Below are 19,562 nucleotides of genomic sequence, written 5' to 3'. Positions count from 1 at the left end.
TGCCATCCGAGAAATCAGCCGTATTTGCTCCCGTCCGCGCAAATCTGCACAGGATTTGAATTAGACATCCGTTAATAACCACTTTAGATTACAAGTCCACGCGCCGCAGCAGCCCGATGGAGCCAGAGCAAAACGGAAGGAGATCAATGACAATTCGGAAAATGAGTTACATATTTTACTTCGTGACAGGGGTGCTTATCTCCCTTCTTACCTTATTTATGGCGCTTCGCTTCCTGGAGCACCGGAAACTGGATGATGCCCTGAATGTTCGCTACGCTTCCTTCCTTGCCGCGGATGAGTTGCGCCGGTCTTCCGACGACCTGACGAGCATGGCTCGTGCCTACGTGGCCACCGGCAACCCGAAGTTTGAGCGAATGTACCTGGATATAATTGCGATCCGCGACGGCGGCCACGAGCGCCCGCCGCACTATGAGCGCGGTTACTGGGACCTCATGATTGGTGATTCGGGCTTCCGACCGGGTCCTGGGCGCAAGCTCTCACTGAGATCGAGAATGGAAGCGCTCGGATTCACGGCGGCGGAGCTTGCAAAGCTCGAGAAAGCCCAAAACAGTTCACGCCTGTTGATGGAGCCGGAGCGCGAGGCATTTGGTGCGATGAAAGGGCTGTTTCAGGATCCGGCCGGCCAGTTTAATGTGAAGGGCACACCTGATCCCGAGTTGGCCCGCCGCCTCTTGTATGATGAAAGCTATCATGTTGCAAAGGCCGGGATCATGCGGTTGGTGAACGAATTTTATGAGCTGTTCGACGAGCGCACGCTCCGTGCCGTAGTTGCGGCCGAGCGCCGTTCTACCCTCTATATTTATGCCGTCTTTCTCACACTCGCCTTTTTCATGGTTTGGCTCGCTGTTTCGTATCGGGTTGTGCGGCGAAAAGTACAAAATCTCGTGCAGCTCGAAGATGAGACGCGGAATATCAAAGACGTGGACCAAGCCGTTCAGTTCCGGGTTGACTCAAATGACGAGATCGGCAATCTTTCCCGTGCCTTTACTGCCGCTCAAACTGAACGAGACCGTTACTTTAATCAATCTCTCAACTTTCTTGCCATCTGCGACTTCGATGGTTACCTCAAACGATTGAACATAGCCTGGGCCAAAATTTTTGGCTATTCACCGGAGGAACTGCTGTCCCGGCCGTTCATAGACTTCGTCTTCCCCAGTTCACGTGCGGATACTACGGCAGAGCTGGATAAGCTCATGACCGGCATTCCCGTTTCCTTTGAAAGCCAGATGTGCTGCAAGGATGGTTCCTCCCGCTGGGTTTTATGGAACGTGGCGGCAATACAGGATGTTCGGGAATTCTACTTTTCGGGCCAAGATATTACAGCGAGGAAAAATATTGAGATAGAGTTGCAGAAAGCCCGAAAAGCAGCGGAGGCGGCGAACCGTGCCAAGAGCGAGTTTCTCGCAAATATGAGTCATGAAATCCGCACGCCCATGAATGGCGTGCTCGGCACCGTCGGCCTGCTTTTGAATACATCACTAACGGCGTCACAGCGCGAGTTGGCAGGGTTGGCACGTGCCAGCGGCGAGACACTCCTGACCATCATCAATGACGTTCTTGATTTTTCAAAGATCGAGGCAGGAAAACTTGTTATTTTGCCTGCCCCATTTGACCTGCTTCAGGCTATTGAAGAGGTGGCGGGTATGATTGCCATGCAGCCGACAAGGAAGAAAGATGTAAATGTAATAGTGCGTTACCCGCCGGATGTGCCGCGCTATGTATTTGGCGATCTGGGGCGTATCCGTCAAATACTGACTAATTTGGCCAACAATGCCATCAAGTTTACTGACAAGGGTCACGTACTCATCAATGTAGAGGCCGACGCACTCGACGAAGACGAGGTCTCGCTCCGTATAAGCGTGGAGGATAGCGGACTCGGAATCGCGGCAGATAAACTGGAGAGCCTGTTCGACAAATTCACGCAGGCCGATAACACCACTACACGACGTTACGGAGGTACCGGTCTGGGTTTGGCTATCAGCAAGCAATTGGTTAAGTTGATGGGCGGCACCATCGCTGCGAAGAGCCGGGTTGGCATTGGATCGACCTTCTGGTTTACTCTGCGCCTGCCTTTACAGAGAGAGCAGCCGGTCGATACGAGACCGCATGTTGAGCTTGCACGTGTTCGTGTGTTGATCGTGGACGATAACTCAGCTAACCGTTTGGTGCTGCAAGAGCAACTCCGCGTCTGGAAGATGCGCATCGGGAGTTGCGTATCAGGTGTGGAAGCACTCCGAGCGTTGCGCGAAGCTCATGTTGCAGGCGATCCGTATCAGATCGCGATCCTTGATTATCAAATGCCGGAGATGGACGGAGAAATGCTGGGTCAAATCATTAAAGCGGATCCATTGCTCCACAACATACAATTGGTGATGCTCAGTTCACTGGGACAAGAAGGCGACATCAGGGAGCGGCTCAAGAGGGTCGGTTTTGCGGCCTATCTGGTCAAGCCGGCGCGGCAATCAGAACTATTGTCGACCCTGGTGAGCATCTGGGACGCACACTGTCACCAGCGGTCTGTAAACCTCATCAGTAGCCAGTCTTCTCTCCCTGAAACCCGTGAGACACAGTCGGCCCACAATCTGGAGCGTCCATTTACTGGTACGCGCGTGCTGCTTGCAGAGGACAACGCTACTAACCAGATTGTCGGAGCAATGATGCTGCGGAATCTGGGCTGTAATGTAGATGTCACTGCCAGTGGTCGGGAAGCAATGCAGATGGTAGATGCATTTTTTTATCATATCGTATTTATGGATTGTGAAATGCCCGAGATGGATGGTTTTGAAGCCACTGCTGCGATTCGTCGCCGGCCCGACCTTAAATCGAGGCTCCCCATCGTTGCGGTAACGGCGCAGGCAATGCATGGCGATAAAGAGCGGTGCCTGCTCGCAGGCATGGACGATTACATTAGTAAACCGGTAATGCAGGAGGATTTTGCCGCGGCATTGACACGTTGGGTACCCAGTAAAGAACTGCAACATAGTTGTGAAGCCCAAGAGCACATAACAAGGAGTGATGAAAAGGCGGGCAACGCTAATTCACCTGGCTACCCTCCATTTCCGGTCTCCTCATCTCTCTCGGACATCCCCTCCGCATTGAACCCGGCAGTCATTGCCCGTTTGCGCGCATTGGCAGAAGCGACGGAGCCATCGCTGATCGGGCAGATATTCGCGTCGTTCCTGAGCGATGGGGCTGAACGCCTCAACAAGCTTCAAAATGCTCTCGATGGAGATGATCCTGAACTTCTGCGCAAGATCGCCCACGCTCTCAAAGGTGCCAGTGCGAATATCGGTGCACATCACATGGCAGATATCGCTCAACAACTGGAACTCTTGGGTAAAGCGGACAGCATGAGCGGAGCTGCGGTTTTGATAGAACAAATCGAAGGCGAATTTGAACGTGTCAAGAGCGAGATTGCGAAGTCTGGCATAAATTGCCTGCCGTTGTCGGGTACGGATCCATCATGAAGATACTCATTGCGGAAGACGATACCACCTCACGCCTTTTGTTCAGCGCTACCCTCAGAAAATTAGGGCATACCGTAGTGGCTGTAGAGGATGGGCACGAGGCTTGGAAAGCCTGGCAACAGGGCGAGTATTCTCTACTCATATCTGATTGGATGATGCCGCATATTGATGGTTTGCAGTTGTGCAGGATGATTCGTGGAGAACCCGGCCTGCAATATACCTACGTTATTCTTCTTACGTCGCTGGACAGCAAAGGCAGCTATCTTGAAGGCATGGACGCAGGCGCCGATGATTTCATTACCAAACCATTCGATGAAGAACAGCTGGCAGCCCGGCTGCGGGTCGCCGAACGGATATTGGGCTTACACAACAGGCTGCATATCCAGGCAACGCATGACCATCTGACCGGCGTATGGAATCGAGGCGCAATCATGGCTTATCTGCAAAAGGAGCTGGAACGGGGACCGCGCCAAGGTGCCTGCACAAGCGTTATCGTAGCGGACCTCGATCACTTCAAGCGAGTCAACGATACTTATGGGCATCCGGCAGGCGACGAGGTATTGCAAGAGGCAGCCCGGCGCATGGGACTCGCATTGCATGGTTATGACCGCATCGGGCGCTATGGAGGTGAAGAGTTTCTCATCACAACATCGGGTTGTGACGGGAGCCAGGCTGAAGCCCTCGCCGAAAGAATCTGTCGTTCTATCAGCGCAGAGCCTGTTAATAGCCGGTTCGGAAAAATCCCCATGACTGTGAGCTTGGGCGTCGCTACGGGCTATGGACAATGCGAAGATGCAGGCATGCTCATTTCGGTCGCCGATGAGGCGCTTTATAGAGCAAAAAAGGCGGGCCGTAATCGGGTTGAAACGTCAACTCGGAAGGTTTGATCAAGGTCCAGCCCATCAATGAAGTGAACGTGCAGCCGATAATCGTCAAACGGTTCCGCGGACTTTTGTTGACGCCCCCTACCGCTTGCACAATCATTCAATTAGATACCTATTCTTGATTCCACTTGCTATCGCCGTCGAACCGGTGCCTCACTGTCGCCAAAAAATTCGCGTATCAGGAAATCCTCCAGTCCCTTGCTGTCTTCCAAGCGCGACGAGAGGACAACGACCCGGTCGAGGCGGTACGATTCCCAGTTGAAGTCGCCTTTGTGATATTCACGGATCAGCTCGATCATCTTTCGGACGACAGCACGCTGAATATCTACACCCGGTCCGGCATTCACTTCGATCAACTCCCGCCGCGGGATGTTGCTGTTCTGTTTCCAAGCGCGGAACAGAAATTGCGCGTTGTGCGGCCCCATTCTTATAATTTGAAATATTCCGCTTGCGCCGGGTTCTTTAAGGTTGCGCATGACGTTCGCCATCCTGAGCTCTTCCGCGGAAGGTTCGCGATCGACAGCTTCCGGTTCCTTGGGTTCATCCTCGAAGATTCCTCCCGCACGGCGGCGTTCCCGCGCTTCATTCATATAGGCCAGCATATCTTTCGGCTGCGCTGAATCTGGCGCTGTTTTTGCGGCTGATGAGCTATCCGCCCTGGCCTCGCTTTTTGCGGTTCCTTTTTCAGCGAGACGCTTCACCGGTTCTGCTTTTTCAGCGCCCAGGCGGGGCTGTGGCGGGGGCTTAGGCTGTGGTTGAGGCTTTACCGGGGTCGGAATTTTGGCGCTCTTCTGGGGAACCGGCAACGCCTTTTGCGCTGGCTTTTCTTCAGGCAGCTCCACAAAGCTTGCTTCGATCGGCGGTGGCGTTTCGGTCTCGCCCTCTGAAGACGCGAAAAGAAATCCGAATGCCCAGATGATGATCACCCAAATGATGACCGCTAGCGGCACGGGCCACCAGAATTGGACTTCCTTCGGCCTGGACTTCAGTGTCAGCATGTATTACTGGTGCTTAACCGCAATCAAAAAGTGCTGCGCGCCAGCGGACCGGGCTCGCAGCATCGCCTGCACGACGATACCCTGCGGCGCATCGTTATCTGCGGATACCACCAGTTTCTGTTCGGAATCCTCGAGTAACGGCCTCAGCGTATCGGCCAGTGTTTCCAGGGTAACGGACGTCTGGTTAATGAAGATTTTGCTGTCGCTTGTCAGTGTCAGCGTTACAGGTGCCTTGGTGCGGAGTTTTTCGGCTTTCCCCTGGGGTAAGTTTACCTGAAGGGAATCCAGATTTTGCATCGACAATGACGCTAGCATGAATGTGGCAAGCAGGAAGAACATCACGTCGATCATGGGGATGATCTCGATTCGGCCTTTGCGATAAACCCTCGGTTTACGCAGCTTCATGGTCGCCCTCCTGGTCTAATCGAATATGGTCGATCAGACGCGTGCCCAGGCGCTCCATCTCATCCATCGTTTGTGATTGTAAACCAGAGAAGTAATTGAATCCAAAGAGAGAAATCAGCGCGATTATCAGGCCGACCACAGTCGCAATAAGCGCTTCAGCCACGCCGCCCGTCACCGCGGTTGGATTGACGATGCCCTCGCCGCCGATTATCTGGAATGCGCGCATCATGCCGATAACCGTCCCTACGAGTCCGAGCAAGGGCGCGGCGGTAACGGTGGTTTCCAGAAACCATAGCCTGCGGGCGAGGGATTTCTCTATCAGTTGGGCTTCATCCGCGGCTCGAGATTCGGTCCACCAGGATGGACGGTGGCGATTGCTGATTACGACCTCAAAAAATCGCTTGTAATAGTGGCGTTCATCCAGACCCGAAAGTATTTTTTCGAGATCGTGCCATTCAAAGCCATAGGTTTCGACGAGGGTCAGCAGATCGCGTGAGAGGCGGGCATAACGCCAATAGACAAATCCCTTCTCCAGCATAATAGCCAGGGCGATGATGGCCAGCAGAGACAACGGCAAAATAGTAAATCCGCCGAGTGTTAGCGCGGTCCAGGTTGCATGTAGTTCTTGCATGTTTATCTCCGAACGGGTGATATGTCCGCTTGTTAAATAGGATGGATTATAAGATGAAGACCGTACCGTTTTCGGCAAGATCGCTTGAGCGAAGCGCAACGGTCAAGAGGTATGAGGGGATAGTGGTTATGGGTTACGGCTTATACCTTACTCGTCCGGGAAAAGCACTTATTCTCGCTTATTGTAGTTAGAAAATCATTTTCGCTCATTATCGGCAGGAATTTATCGATGCGGGATCATGGGTGGCATTTTCTTCCTCCTGTGCGAGGGATTCTGGTTAGACCCTCGAACTGATTCTCACCTGAATAGCTGTAAAATCTTACAGCTATTCACACAGCTTGTTTTAGGGTTTCATAGTACTGTTATTTCTCCGGATTATTATCTGAGCCAGCCAGGTTTGCGGTTAGCTCCAGATTTCCTTAATGATACCTCCATACAAAAGCCGGACAAGAGGTGTTGCGGGCGCTTCGGGGACCCCATGTGACACAGCCGAAGCTATGCAAATACAGAATGCACACGCCAGACTTTCCGACATTCTCGATCAAAGTTTGAGCGGGATTTGTCTTTTTGATGCTCAGACCTTGCATTTTCACTATTCGAATAAGGGCGCACAGCGCAATCTGGGCTATGACATGGATAGGCTGCCCATGATGACGCTATTTGACATTCAGCCGGAACTGGACGAAGCGTCGTTCCGAACGATGATCAGTCCACTCGTCAATGGCGAGAAAGAGGCTCTGACTTTCGAAACAATGCACTTGCGTGCCGACGGCACCCTTTACCCAGCCGAAGTCCATCTGCAGTGGGTTCCGCAATCAGACCGCGGAGAATTTCTTGCAATTATGCTGGATATTACGAACCGCCGCCGTGCCCAGGTAGCGTTGCAGGAAAATGAGGCGCGTTTTCGAATCATTGCCAATACAATCCCGCAGCTCGCATGGATATCGGAAACCGATGGATCGAGGTTTTGGCACAACCAGCGCTGGTATGACTACACAGGCACAACGCCGGAAGAAATGAAAGGTTGGGGCTGGTGCAGGGTGCATGATCCAGCGCTACTGCCTAGCGTAATAGAAAAGTGGAATGAAGCAGTCGCCGCCGGACAGGCGTTTGCGATAGAAGTCCCCCTGCGTGGCGCGGATGGGCGATACAGGATATTCCTGGTACGGGCGGAGCCGTTAAAGGATGCGCAAGGCCGGGTGGTGCAATGGCTCGGCACCAATACCGACATAAACGATCAGAGACTGGAGGAGAAAGCGCGACGCGAAACTGAAAAACAGCTTCAGGTGGTGATGCAGAACATGAGTGAAGGCCTCGTGATCTCGGATTCAAATCGCAAATTACTGCATTGGAACCCGGCAGCGCTGAGTATGCATGACATCGGTAATGCGGAAGAGGTCTTGATCAATCTACGCAGCTTTGCCCGATTCTACGAGTTATCCACTGTTGAGGGCGCCGTCTTGCCTATCGAACACTGGCCGCTGGCACGCATTCTCTGGGGTGAGCAGCTACATGATCTGGAGTTGCGCGTCAGGCGTCTGGATAGAGAATGGACGCGTATCTTCAGTTATTCCGGCGCAATTTTGCAGTATGGCGATGACAAAGACCTGGCGTTTATGACGATCAAGGATATTACCAAACGTAAATATGCGGAAGAAGCGCTGCGGGACGCCAAGGTAAACCTCGAGCATAAAGTCAATGAGCGCACTGCTCAGCTCGTGGCCAAAAGCAAAGAGCTGGAAAATTTTTGTTATTCGGTATCGCATGATCTCAGGGCGCCCCTGCGCGGGATAGCGGGCTATAGCCGTCTTCTGCTCGAAAGTTACTATGAGTGTCTTGATGAGGAAGGCCGCGGTTTTCTGAAGAATGTTGGTTTGGCAACCACGCACATGAGCAGTTTAATTGAAGATTTGCTCTCTTATTCAAAGCTTGAGCGGCGGAAACTTTCTACAACGGCCGTCACGCTTTCCAGCTTCTTGTCTCAGCTATTGGACCAGTTCAAGGACAGCATTGAAAATGTGCGCCTAACAGTCAAAGTCGACGATTTGCGCATTAGTGCCGATCTGGATGGTCTCGCAATTGCATTGCGTAACCTGATCGATAACGCGCTCAAGTTTTCCAGATTTGTCCCTGAACCGGCTATCGAAATTCTTGCGCAGCCTGCGGATGGCTACTGCATCCTCTCGGTTCGGGATAATGGAATCGGATTCGACATGCGTTTTTACCACAAGATTTTTGAGATATTCCAGCGCCTCCATCGAGCCGAAGACTACCCCGGAACGGGTATTGGGCTTGCGATGGTGCACAAAGCCATGGAGCGGATGGGAGGACGCGTTTGGGCGGAAAGCGAACTGGGCGGTGGGGCGGTCTTTTATCTGAAATTACCTCTATACGGTACAGCTACAGCAGTTACTCCGGCAGTTTCCGAACCGGGTTAGCAACAACTATCGATGAATACTACGTTGCCAATCCTGCTCATTGAAGATAATCCAATGGATGTGGATCTGACCCGGCGCGCGTTTATCCGGCACAATCTGGCCAATCCTCTCGAAGTAATGCGTGACGGTCAGGAAGCAATTGATTTCGTGGCAGGCTGGAGAGCAGGAGATCCGGTGCCTTCCGTGATACTGCTCGACCTGAAGCTTCCAAAAATCAGCGGATTGGAAGTCCTGAGGGTCATTCGGGCGCACCCCGATATCGGAACTGTCCCAGTCGTGGTTCTTACGTCCTCGGCTGAGGATGATGATATTCGTAAAGCCTATTTGCTTGGTGCAAATTCCTACATCGTGAAGCCGGTGGATTTTGAAAAATTCATCGACGTGGCGCGGCAGATCGAACTCTATTGGACAGTTCTCAATATGCATAGTTTTTCGAAGCCTGCATAATGAGAATCCTCTATCTGGAGGATAACGCTCTGGACGCAGGTCTGGTGCGGCTGGAGCTGGAGAAACGTGCGCCGGATATTCAACTGGATATCGTCGGGACATTGGCCGAGGCATTTGGACGGATCGAACGGTTCCATGAGATTTATGGAACCAGCCTCGAAACCTCGGCGATCGCGAGGGTAGGGGAGGATGCTTCACATCGCTACGATCTGATCCTGACCGATCTCAATCTTCCCGATGGCAGCGGCAGAACGTTGCTGGCGCGGGTTCGCAGTCAGCGTTTGCCGCTCCCCGTCGTCGTGCTTACCGGTGCGAGCAACGAAGAAGTACTGGTTGAATTGCTCCGGGCCGGCGCGGATGATTACGTCATAAAGCGTGACGGCTTCCTTGAAACGTTGGCTCTCGTGCTGCGTGCTGCATTCGACAAGTTTCGCACGGAAACCTACAGGAGAGCCGCCTCGCTGAGAGTTCTTTACGTCGAGCCTGATGCTGATGAATTCGATCTGGCCAAGCGAGAACTGGCTTCCATCGCTCCACACCTGCACATTGAGTCAGTTCAGACAGCTGGGCAGGTTTTTCAGCGTTTTGCGGCATCTGGTCCGGATGCCGCCATTGACGTTCTTCTACTTGATTATTATTTGCCCGGCGCCTCCGCCACCGATATTTTGAAGGAGCTGTGCCAGGTGCGTGGGTTTGACCTGCCGATCATTCTGGTTACAGGTTCTGGCGACGAGGAAATTGCGCGGCAGTCTCTCAAGCTGGGCGCCGCTGATTATGTGGTAAAAAGTGCGGGTTATCTTCAACGGTTGCCCACGGTCATTGAAAATGTCTGGCTCCGGGCCGAGTCAAATCGCAGAGAGCGGGTTTTGCTGGAGGAAAGGACCCGGCTTTCTCTTGCCACCGAAGCAGCCGCAATAGGTATTTGGGAGTGGAACACGGTGACCGGCGACATCATCTGGGATGATCGCATGTACGAGATTTATGGCGTTCCACGCGGGACCGCAATCACGTATGAAATATGGAGATCCTACACATATCCCGACGATTTGCCCGAGCAGGAAGCGCAATTAAAAAAAATCAGTGCGGAAAATGGACGGGCACAGCTTGATTTCCGGATTCTGCGCGGACACGAAACCATACGTCATTTGCATATCGCCAAAGCGGTAAAATGGAGCACAAACTGTAACGAGTTGCGAATAGTAGGCACTGCCATCGACATCACGAAGCGCAAGCAGACCGAACTTGCAATTCAGGAGCATGCCATGCAGCAGGGCCTTATTGCAGCGTTCGGGCAACAGGCGCTCGCCAGCGCCGATCTTGACGAGCTATGGGATCAGGCTGCGGTGATTGTATCCCAGGGCCTGAACATCGATTTTTGTAAAGTCCTCCAGCTTGCGCCGGATTTACGTTCTTTTGTACTCAAGGCAGGTTCAGGTTGGCAAGCCGGCTGGATAGGCCGCAAAATATCATTCACCTACGAAAACAGCCAGAACCGGTTTGTTCTCGCGAGTTACCAACCGGTGATCGTAGGAGATTTCCACGCCGAGATTCGGTTCAAGCCTTCGAATATTTTGCAAAATCACGGCATCCGTAGTAGTGCCGATGTGCTTATCTCGGGCGCTGGCGGCCCGTACGGTGTATTGGGAGCCTATTCACGTGAAGCGTTCCGCTTCACGTCGAGTAGTATCAACTTCTTGCAGAGCCTAGCCAATATCATTGCAACCGCTATCGATCGCAAGGCTACGGAGGAGCGCCTCACCTATCTGGCCCAGTTCGACCCGCTGACGGAGTTGCCCAACCGGAGCCTTTTCCTCGATCGCCTCAGACGGGCAATGGAGCATGCGCAGCGCAATCGATGTCGGGTAGGTGTGGTATTCGCTGATCTGGATCGTTTCAAGATCGTTAACGATACGATGGGCCACAGCACTGGCGATAAATTACTGGTTCAGGTTGCGCAACGGTTGCAACGATGCGTGCGCTCATGCGATACGGTTGCGCGATTGGGTGGAGACGAATTTGCATTCATCCTGACCGATCTGGCTCAGGCCGAAGACGCAACCCTGGTTGCGGAAAAAGTAATTACTGCGCTCTCGCTGCTCTTTGAGTTGGAAGGGCAGGAAATTTATATTTCAGCGAGCCTTGGAATCAGCATTTATCCCGGAGATGGTATGGATGCGGATGGCTTGCTCAGGAACGCTGACACCGCGATGTTCCAGGCTAAAGAGCAGGGTCCAGCCATTTATCGGTTCTATTTGCCGCAGATGAATGAGCGCGCAGTAGCCCGCCTCAAAATTGAAACTCAGCTTCGCGGTGCGCTCGCGCGGCGCGAGTTCGTGCTGCACTATCAGCCGAAGGCAAGTTTGGTCAGTGGCGAAATCACCGGCTTTGAGGCGCTGCTGCGCTGGCAGCATCCAACGCATGGACTCGTGCCGCCGCTTCAGTTCATCTCGGTACTCGAGGATACGGGACTGATTGTTTCAGTTGGCGAATGGGTGGTGCGAACAGTCTGTGAACAGATAAAAGCATGGCAGAATCAAGGGCTTTCCTTGTATCCGATATCAGTCAATCTGTCGGCACGACAGTTTCAGCAGCAAGACCTCGATTCATGTGTTGGAAAGACTCTGCAGGTCACCGGAATTGATCCCCATTTGCTGGAATTCGAGCTGACTGAATCGATATTGATGAAAGAAGCCGAAACAACCGCCAGTGCGCTGCAAAACCTGAAAGCGTTCGGTGTGCAGATATCGATGGATGATTTCGGTACGGGTTACTCAAGTCTTGCCTACCTCAAGCGGTTTCCGCTGGACGTAATCAAGATTGACCGCGCGTTCATCCGGGACGTCACCACCGATCCGGACGATGCAACCATCGCGGTGGCTATGATCAAGCTGGCCCACAGCCTGGGGCTGAAGGTGGTAGCTGAAGGCGTTGAAACGAGGTCGCAACTTGATTTCCTGATAAAGCACGGTTGCGACGAAATGCAAGGCTTCTATTTTTCACGGCCCCTTCCGCTCGAGTGTGCTTCGCAGGCGCTTATCAAAGGTTATCGGATACCGATGAGCAACGGATCACTGAATGAAGGATGAGCTTGCGGCTCATCGCCAATAGCGCTCTCGTCTCAGGTTTAACCGCTCCCAATTGCTATAAAGTCCTTTCCCTATTACGCGATATTTGTTAACTTAACTGCGCGCAAATTCCCAATCCGCGGGGGGCGGATGAATTTTCTGGCAGATAATGACAAATGAAAAAAGTTATCTTGGTGATTTGCCTCATGTTCGCCTTTACTGGCGGGGCTTTTGCACAGAAGGGGGGGCTGAATCTTAGATCGCATTCGGTGCTGGTTATGGACGCTCAGCATGGGCATATCCTTTTTAACAAAAATGCAGATAACGTGATGCCGATCGCTTCCATCACGAAACTCATGACGGCAATAGTTGTGCTTGATGCGAAATTGCCTCTGGATGAGGAAATCGTCATTGAAGCCGCTGATATCGATGTTCTCAAAAATACCCGCTCTCGCTTGCGAGTGGGGGGAAGCCTGACTCGCCAGGAAATGCTGCGGCTGGCATTGATGTCTTCCGAGAACCGTGCTGCGGCGGCGCTGGGGCGGACTTATCCCGGAGGCATCAATGCATTCGTTGCCGCAATGAATATGAAGGCATTCGAGCTTGGCATGGGCAACAGTTATTTTGTTGATTCCACCGGGCTGAATAGTGCCAACGTCTCCACTGCGCGTGATCTGGCAAAAATGGTGAGCGCTGCGCATGACTACGATGTCATTCGTGAATTTTCCACTACCGCTGCGCATGCGGTGGCGTTCGCAGATGAAGACCGTAGCATGCAGTTCGTCAATTCCAACCGCTTGGTGAGTAGCGGAAGTTGGGATATTGATTTATCGAAAACAGGCTTTCTTAGTGAAGCCGGACGCTGTCTTGTCATGCGGGCTAACATAACGGGAAAAGCAATTATCATAGTATTGCTTGATTCCTGGGGAAAGAACTCACGTATCGGTGACGCCAACCGCATCAAGAAATGGATGGAGATCGGGTTCACTCGCAAAGTTCGGGGGTAATATATTTAAGTGGACCAGTTAAGGAAGGCTAACGCGTGGCCATATACCCGAGTCTCGGTCTGAAAGAAGTTTTTTGATACAAACCCGGAAAAAGTTTCTGTCCTACCATCTTTAACTCTGCATGGGGCCGCACTTCAATGTGCCGCTGATGCTGGAGTATCGCGCCGATATCGAGTATTCAGGAGATTTCGATATTCGGGGTCGCCGCTTGATTTTTCTCCAGGTAGGGCATTGCGTAGCACCAGGAAGCGAGCATTCGCCCAGGAAGGAGCTGTCATGCAATTACAACTGATTGTCGCGCTCATCATTGTTTTTCTGATTGTCATGTTCGCGATTCAGAACGCCGTGGCGGTAAGCGTCGTATTCTTGCTGTGGCGCATCGATGCGTCGCTTTCCTCTGTGATTGCTGCCTGCTTCGGCCTTGGAACGCTCATCGGTGCATTGATTACGGTCCCCACGATGTTGCGTGAGCGAATTCTGATAAGTCGCCTGCGTAAACAAGTCGAAATATTGCGCGCGGAGAATGACAGCCTGAATGCGCTGAAGAAAGACGAATCTGCACTACCGTATGGGCACTAATTTATAGGCAGCGGGCCCGACGGTAGTATCGATTACCCAGTTTAAAGCAGGCGAAACGCAAGAATGGCAACGATCGTGGGCGGAAGCGCGGCTGCCAGCAAGCCTAAAGGATGTATTGCTCCATCTCTGAATGAACCTTTTAATATGGAAAAGCCTGCCGGGTTCGGTGCATTGGCAATGACTGTAAGCCCTCCGCCGGTAACGGCGCCGGCAACGAGCGAATATCGGAACTCTGCGCTCGTGCCTTCCAGGAGAGAACCCAGATAAGTGAGCGCTGCATTGTCGGTGATTGCGGTAAGGAGGGTGGCGCCAAAAAAAAGTACAGTGTTGTCCATGTCGGACAGCAAGGGCTGCAGCCACCACTTCTGTTGTCCCCCAAGGACAACCAGCCCGGCAAGAAAAAAAGCAACCAACAATCCTTCGCGCAGAATCAGCCGGTCCTGATAGCGCTCATAGGCACTCGCAAAGCCCAGAAAGAAGAGCAGCAACCCCATGAAGACGACAGGGTGATGCGCAAACACTACCACGCCTGCCAGAAATACGATATGCACAAATACCACGGGTAATGGGACCTTGGCACATGTGGCGCGCGCTTCATTTTTCAATCCCGATAATTCATGTCGAAACAGGAAAGTGACGGCCAAGGCATTCACCAGCACGCCGATCGCGGCCTTCCAGCCAAATGTAGTAAACATGAAGGCAGTGTCCCATCCCCATTTACCCGCCACCATGAGAACCGGTGGTGCGGCAAAGGATGTCATTGTTCCACCGATGGAAATGTTGACAAACAGCACACCGAGCGTGACATACTTGAGCCGGGTGGAAATCCCCCTGGAATAATAACGCTCAAGCAGAATCAGTCCGGCTAACGTCATGGCCCCCGGTTCCGTGATAAATGAGCCCAGCAGAGGAACAAACGATAATGTGATGAAGTAGAACGCGCTGCCCTCCGGCCAGGGAATGAGCCGCGCGAGCGTTTTTACGTTGAGCATGGCGAACTGCAGGATCGGGCGAGTGCCCGCGATGACCATGATGGCAAACACGAACATGGGCTCGGTAAAGCTTTGTCGATCGAGGTAAGCGATGGCGGCGTGCTTGCCGTCCGTGACAAACATCATGATGACGAGAACCATGGCCCAAAAGCCGAAAACAACCTCGACCTCGCCGAGAAAATGCCAGATGCCTGCGTGGGTGGGGTGACTATGCGCCAATTGCTCGAAATATTTGGTCGAGAAAGTGTGGATCAGCGCGACGCCAAACAACAGTGCGCCAATAATCTCGATGGAGGCGGGGTTCAACCTAAATCCGGTAGTTGACCGCTCATTTAATAGATCAGTGTCATGATTAATAACAATATTTCATATTATTTGACGCTCACCCTCCGGGTGAGGGCGCTACGGGGTGAATTGCACAGTTTTTGGGGCACATGACTGCGTTGCAACTTCTTGGAATGGAACGGCGCCCCAAAGCGTCGCCCGAGGGACCCCGCGAAGCGGGGATCGGGCAGCGCAGGGGATGCCGCGATCGCGTTCCACACGCAAGGCGCCCGCATCCCGCTTCGGGGTCGCACCTTCCTGCGGAAGGCACTGCTCCGCCCTACGCGGGCGCATTCCGCGTCGTTGCGCCTTGCCCTGCACCCCAAAAACCGTACACTTCACCCCGTCCAACTACCGGATTTAGGTTCAATTCGTTTTATTTCATTGCATCAAGATTGGCCTTTGCATCAGCATTTCCCTGGGCGGCGGCTTTCGTGAACCATTCCTTGGCTTTATCGGTATCCCTGGCTATTCCTTCGCCGGCGAAATACATCACCCCGAGGTTATTTTCAGCATCGACATTGCCCTGCTCAGCCGACTTTTGAAATAGCTCTACCGCTTTGACCGGGTCTTTGGCGACACCTTCACCATTTGCGTACATCAACCCGAGGTTGAACTGGGCATCCGCATATCCCTGCGCAGCGGATCGATGAAACCAGGCAGCAGCCGTAACAGGGTCATTGCTCAGGATTTTACCGGATGAATCCTTGGATATGGCTTCCCCGGTGTAGTACATAACGCCCAGTCCGTTTTGGGCTTTGGCATCGCCAGCCTCGGCATCTTTCCTTAATTGCAGGAATTTTTCTTCCGGCGTCGCTTCATTCTCCGAGCCCCCCGGCATGATTTCCTTTAATATCGCCGATTTTTCTTCCGGGGTCAGCTCATTTTCCAGGATGCTCGGAATTTGTGCTTCCGATGTGAATTCATCCGGCAACCGGGTCTGCGTTTCCGTTTTGGCGGCGGTCTCCGGCGCTTTCTCGCCGCATCCGGCAAGCATGAGCATGGGCGCGGCGAGTAACGTAACAATAAGGATGTTCATCGATTATTATGTCCTGTCAGGTACCATCCAAGCTGGTTCAGCGGTTGTGAAATCAAAGGCGAACGGGCTTCATCCTCATAAGCTGTAATACATATCAAACTCGACCGGATGGGTGGTCATGCGAAACCGCGTCACTTCTTCCATCTTGAGTTCGATGTAGCCATCTATCATATCATTCGAAAACACGCCGCCCCGGGTAAGAAAGTTGCGATCCTTATCCAGGCTATCCAGTGCCTCATCCAGCGAGGCGCAAGGGTTGGGAATCCTGGCGGCTTCCTCGGGCGGAAGGTCATAAAGATTCTTGTCCATGGGGTCACCTGGATGAAGCTTGTTCTGGATACCGTCCAGCCCAGCCATCATCAATGCAGTGAAAGCAAGATAAGGGTTAGCGGTCGGATCGGGAAAACGCACTTCGACGCGCCTTCCCTTGGGACTGTTGGCGTAGGGAATACGCACTGCGGCGGAACGGTTGCTTACTGAATAAGCAAGGTTGATCGGTGCTTCGAAGCCGGGAACCAGGCGCTTGTAGGAATTGGTACCCGGATTGGTAATGGCGTTCAGGGCTTTGGCATGCCTGATAATGCCGCCTATATAATACAACGCCATTTCCGAGAGGCCCGCGTAACCATTTCCGGAAAATAGATTTTGTCCGGCTTTCCAGATCGACTGGTGCACATGCATGCCCGAACCATTGTCGCCGACGATGGGTTTCGGCATGAAAGTCGCCGTTTTTCCGTAAGAGTGCGCGATATTGTGCACGACATATTTGAATACCTGGGTCCAGTCGGCGCGCTTCACCAGGCTGCTGTACTTGGTACCTATTTCACACTGTCCGGCAGTCGCGACTTCATGATGATGTACTTCGACTTCGATACCCAGTTCTTCCAGTGCAAGACACATGGCGGAACGAATATCGTGCAAGGAATCAACCGGAGGAACGGGGAAATATCCCCCTTTTATACCGGGGCGGTGCCCGGTATTGCCCCCCTCGTATTTTACTGCCGAGCTCCAGGCTGCTTCCTCGGATTCGATCTTTACCGAGCAGCCGGACATATCGGCATGCCAGATAACGGAGTCAAAGATGAAGAATTCAGGTTCCGGTCCGAAATAGGCGATGTCGCCGATGCCGGTCGATTTAAGGTAAGCTTCACCGCGTTTCGCGAGCGAGCGGGGGTCGCGGTCATAGCCCTTGCCGTCGGAAGGCTCCACCACATCACAGGTCATGAACATCGTTGCCTCGTCCATGAACGGGTCCATTTTCGCCGTTTCGGGGTCAGGTACCAGCAGCATGTCGGAGGCATGAATACCTTTCCAGCCGGCAATGGAGGAACCATCGAACGCGTGACCATCCTCCAGCTTGTCCGCATCGATGGCATGGGCGGGAAGCGTTACATGGTGTTCTTTACCGCGGGTATCCGTAAATCTTAAATCAACGAACCTGACTTCATTGTCCTGGATCATTTTCAGAACATCGGGTACCGCCATATTTCTCTCCATGAAGACTGCCTTGAATTGAAGGGGATAAGTATAAAGGTAACATTATATCAGCAGGAACGTTTCCATTTTTTCAAGATGTCGAGCCGAACATGCCTGGGACCCGACATCTTTGGAAAAGATGCCGGGGATCGCGGGCGCTGCCGTGGCGCTGGCTATGAAGCCTATCCGGTACATAAAGTTTTTAGGTAAACACCCGCTTGAAAATGGATTACCATTGCACTTTAATCCGTTATTCTGGAAAACCATATGGAAACCATCACTGCAATACTGGAGAGGGCGCAACAGCGTGCCAGGGAAATGGATTTGCCGTACGAAGGGGCGCTGTTGCCCAGTGAAGCGCTTGATCTGCTGCAGGAAGTGCCCGGAGCAAAATTGGTGGACGTGCGTTCCAGAGCCGAATGGGATTGGGTAGGGAGAATACCGGGTGCGGTCGAAATCGAGTGGCAATCCTATCCCGGGATGCGGCCCAACTCCAGCTTCCTCGATTATCTTTCCAGCCAGGTGGACAAGGAATCGCTGGTGATGTTCATCTGCCGCAGCGGAGGCCGTTCACATCAGGCTGCGGCTACCGCTACCGAATCGGGCTATGCAAATTGCTACAATATTCTCGAAGGTTTTGAAGGCGAGAAAGACGCAACCGGCCATCGTGGTAGCAAAGGGGGGTGGAAAGCAGCAGGGTTGCCTTGGATACAAGGCTGAGCCGACGGACGGGAAACCAGGAGCGCTGGATCAGAATTCTCCGCGTTCAGATTCGGGAAGTCGACGGGCTTCAGTTCAAGCCGCTGACCATTTGACCATTCCCGAATAAGCCGTGATCAGCACAATGATCCCGAATCCGATGCGATACCAAGCAAATACGGTGAAATCATGGTGACTGATAAAGCGCAATAATCCCCGTACAGCCAATAATGCGCTGATGAAGGAGGCCACGAAGCCGATAAAAAATACGCCGATATCATCGAAATGGAGAATATCGCGATTTTTGAAAATATCGTAGAAGGTGGCCGCGAACATCACGGGTATTGCCAGGAAAAAAGAGAACTCGGTGGCGGCCTTGCGCGATAAGCCGAAAAAGAGTCCGCCAATAATCGTTGCACCTGAGCGCGAGGTACCCGGTATCAAGGCCAGGCATTGCATTAATCCGACTTTCAGCGCGTGTTTCCAGTCCATATCTTCCACCCGTTCAACTTCCACCACGTGTTTCCTGCGCTCGGCCCACAGAATTAGAATTCCGCCGATTATAAATGCCATTGCCACGGGTACTGGATGAAACAGATATTGCTTGATGGTTTTAATGAACAATAAACCCAGAATCGCAGCGGGCAGAAACGCGATGAAAAGATTGAGTACGAAGCGGTTTGCATCCTGACGCGAGCCCACATCCGCAACTACGCTACGAATCTTGACGCGGTATTCCCAGCATACCGCCAGAATGGCGCCCAGCTGAATGACAATCGTGAATACCTTTCCTTTGTCGTCATTGAAGTCGAGCAGATCAGCCGCCAGGATGAGATGGCCGGTAGAGGAAATCGGGAGAAATTCGGTCAGGCCTTCGATAATGCCGAGGATCAGGGCCTTGAGGAACAGAAACCAGTCCATATGCGATTATCCGGCCAAACGAATTAAGCGCCGGATAAGCACGAGCGGAAGCAGGTAAGTCAAGGTGTTACCAGGCAACGGGTTTTTCCAATGGCGACATATAGGTTGCGATTATCCGGCTGATTATTTTTTTCGGCATTATCGCATCGAAGCCTGCTTCAGGCTTGAA

15 protein-coding genes are annotated in these 19,562 nt (G+C 52.6%); 8 read left to right on the top strand and 7 right to left on the bottom strand.

Features of this window, described 5'->3' with window-relative positions; genetic code table 11:
• Positions 1-146 precede the first annotated feature (146 nt).
• Together KJS40_RS11625 and KJS40_RS11620 are read left to right on the top strand one after the other, a co-directional pair.
• Positions 147-3,488: a response regulator gene (locus tag KJS40_RS11625; RefSeq protein WP_213537920.1), complete on the top strand. Its 3,342-nt coding sequence runs from the start codon at positions 147-149 to the stop codon at positions 3,486-3,488.
• Complete coding sequence (locus KJS40_RS11620) at positions 3,485-4,375, top strand: diguanylate cyclase (RefSeq protein WP_213537918.1); 891 nt, start codon at positions 3,485-3,487, stop codon at positions 4,373-4,375. Before KJS40_RS11625 ends, KJS40_RS11620 begins: the two co-directional genes overlap by 4 nt.
• A gap of 128 nt (positions 4,376-4,503) precedes the next feature.
• On the opposite strand, the gene KJS40_RS11615 is transcribed toward KJS40_RS11620, so the two are convergent.
• The 3 genes from KJS40_RS11615 to KJS40_RS11605 are packed head-to-tail and all read right to left on the bottom strand — an operon-like array spanning position 4,504 to position 6,406.
• A complete protein-coding gene (locus KJS40_RS11615; RefSeq protein WP_213537916.1) occupies positions 4,504-5,370 on the bottom strand; it encodes a hypothetical protein in 867 nt (288 codons plus the stop codon).
• 3 nt (positions 5,371-5,373) lie between these two features.
• Complete coding sequence (locus KJS40_RS11610; RefSeq protein ID WP_025041929.1) at positions 5,374-5,775, bottom strand: biopolymer transporter ExbD; 402 nt, start codon at positions 5,773-5,775, stop codon at positions 5,374-5,376.
• The gene (locus tag KJS40_RS11605) at positions 5,762-6,406 is read right to left on the bottom strand and encodes a MotA/TolQ/ExbB proton channel family protein (RefSeq protein ID WP_213537914.1); all 645 of its coding nucleotides are present in this window, start codon (positions 6,404-6,406) and stop codon (positions 5,762-5,764) included. The genes KJS40_RS11610 and KJS40_RS11605 overlap by 14 nt, the downstream gene beginning before the upstream one ends.
• 497 nt (positions 6,407-6,903) lie before the next feature.
• Here KJS40_RS11605 and KJS40_RS11600 point away from each other — a divergent pair, with 497 nt between their 5' ends.
• The 5 genes from KJS40_RS11600 to KJS40_RS11580 all read left to right on the top strand — a co-directional run bounded on the left by KJS40_RS11600 (position 6,904) and on the right by KJS40_RS11580 (position 13,942).
• Positions 6,904-8,844 (top strand): PAS domain S-box protein, encoded by a 1,941-nt coding sequence (locus KJS40_RS11600; protein WP_244859579.1) that lies wholly within the window; start codon positions 6,904-6,906, stop codon positions 8,842-8,844.
• Positions 8,845-8,856: 12 nt separating this feature from the next.
• Positions 8,857-9,291, top strand: a complete 435-nt coding sequence (locus KJS40_RS11595; protein WP_213537911.1) for a response regulator — start codon at positions 8,857-8,859, stop codon at positions 9,289-9,291.
• Positions 9,291-12,377 carry an EAL domain-containing protein gene (locus KJS40_RS11590; RefSeq protein ID WP_213537909.1) on the top strand — a complete coding sequence of 1,029 codons (3,087 nt, stop codon included), beginning with the start codon at positions 9,291-9,293 and terminating at the stop codon, positions 12,375-12,377. Before KJS40_RS11595 ends, KJS40_RS11590 begins: the two co-directional genes overlap by 1 nt.
• Before the next feature lie 155 nt (positions 12,378-12,532).
• Positions 12,533-13,363 carry a D-alanyl-D-alanine endopeptidase gene (gene pbpG, locus KJS40_RS11585; protein WP_213537907.1) on the top strand — a complete coding sequence of 277 codons (831 nt, stop codon included), beginning with the start codon at positions 12,533-12,535 and terminating at the stop codon, positions 13,361-13,363.
• Positions 13,364-13,639: 276 nt separating this feature from the next.
• Positions 13,640-13,942 carry a LapA family protein gene (locus KJS40_RS11580; protein ID WP_213537905.1) on the top strand — a complete coding sequence of 101 codons (303 nt, stop codon included), beginning with the start codon at positions 13,640-13,642 and terminating at the stop codon, positions 13,940-13,942.
• A 41-nt stretch (positions 13,943-13,983) separates the two neighbouring features.
• Here KJS40_RS11580 and KJS40_RS11575 read toward each other — a convergent pair whose 3' ends face one another.
• The 3 genes from KJS40_RS11575 to glnA all read right to left on the bottom strand — a co-directional run bounded on the left by KJS40_RS11575 (position 13,984) and on the right by glnA (position 17,782).
• Positions 13,984-15,240 (bottom strand): putative Na+/H+ antiporter, encoded by a 1,257-nt coding sequence (locus tag KJS40_RS11575; protein ID WP_213537903.1) that lies wholly within the window; start codon positions 15,238-15,240, stop codon positions 13,984-13,986.
• A 394-nt stretch (positions 15,241-15,634) separates the two neighbouring features.
• On the bottom strand, positions 15,635-16,297 hold the full coding sequence (locus tag KJS40_RS11570; RefSeq protein ID WP_213537901.1) for a tetratricopeptide repeat protein: 663 nt from the start codon (positions 16,295-16,297) through the stop codon (positions 15,635-15,637).
• Positions 16,298-16,372: 75 nt separating this feature from the next.
• On the bottom strand, positions 16,373-17,782 hold the full coding sequence (glnA, locus tag KJS40_RS11565) for a type I glutamate--ammonia ligase (RefSeq protein WP_025041920.1): 1,410 nt from the start codon (positions 17,780-17,782) through the stop codon (positions 16,373-16,375).
• A gap of 258 nt (positions 17,783-18,040) precedes the next feature.
• On the opposite strand from glnA, the gene KJS40_RS11560 reads away from it, so the two are divergent.
• On the top strand, positions 18,041-18,493 hold the full coding sequence (locus KJS40_RS11560; protein ID WP_213537899.1) for a rhodanese-like domain-containing protein: 453 nt from the start codon (positions 18,041-18,043) through the stop codon (positions 18,491-18,493).
• 75 nt (positions 18,494-18,568) lie between these two features.
• Here the strand turns inward: KJS40_RS11560 and KJS40_RS11555 are convergent, their stop codons facing one another.
• Positions 18,569-19,393 (bottom strand): undecaprenyl-diphosphate phosphatase, encoded by an 825-nt coding sequence (locus KJS40_RS11555; protein ID WP_213537897.1) that lies wholly within the window; start codon positions 19,391-19,393, stop codon positions 18,569-18,571.
• Between the last annotated feature and the right edge of the window lie 169 nt (positions 19,394-19,562).

Origin of the sequence: Nitrosospira sp. NRS527, assembly GCF_018406445.1 — a bacterium.
In the GTDB taxonomy this organism is placed as follows: Bacteria; Pseudomonadota; Gammaproteobacteria; order Burkholderiales; family Nitrosomonadaceae; genus Nitrosospira; species Nitrosospira briensis.
This window is presented reverse-complemented; position numbering and strand designations above follow the sequence as displayed.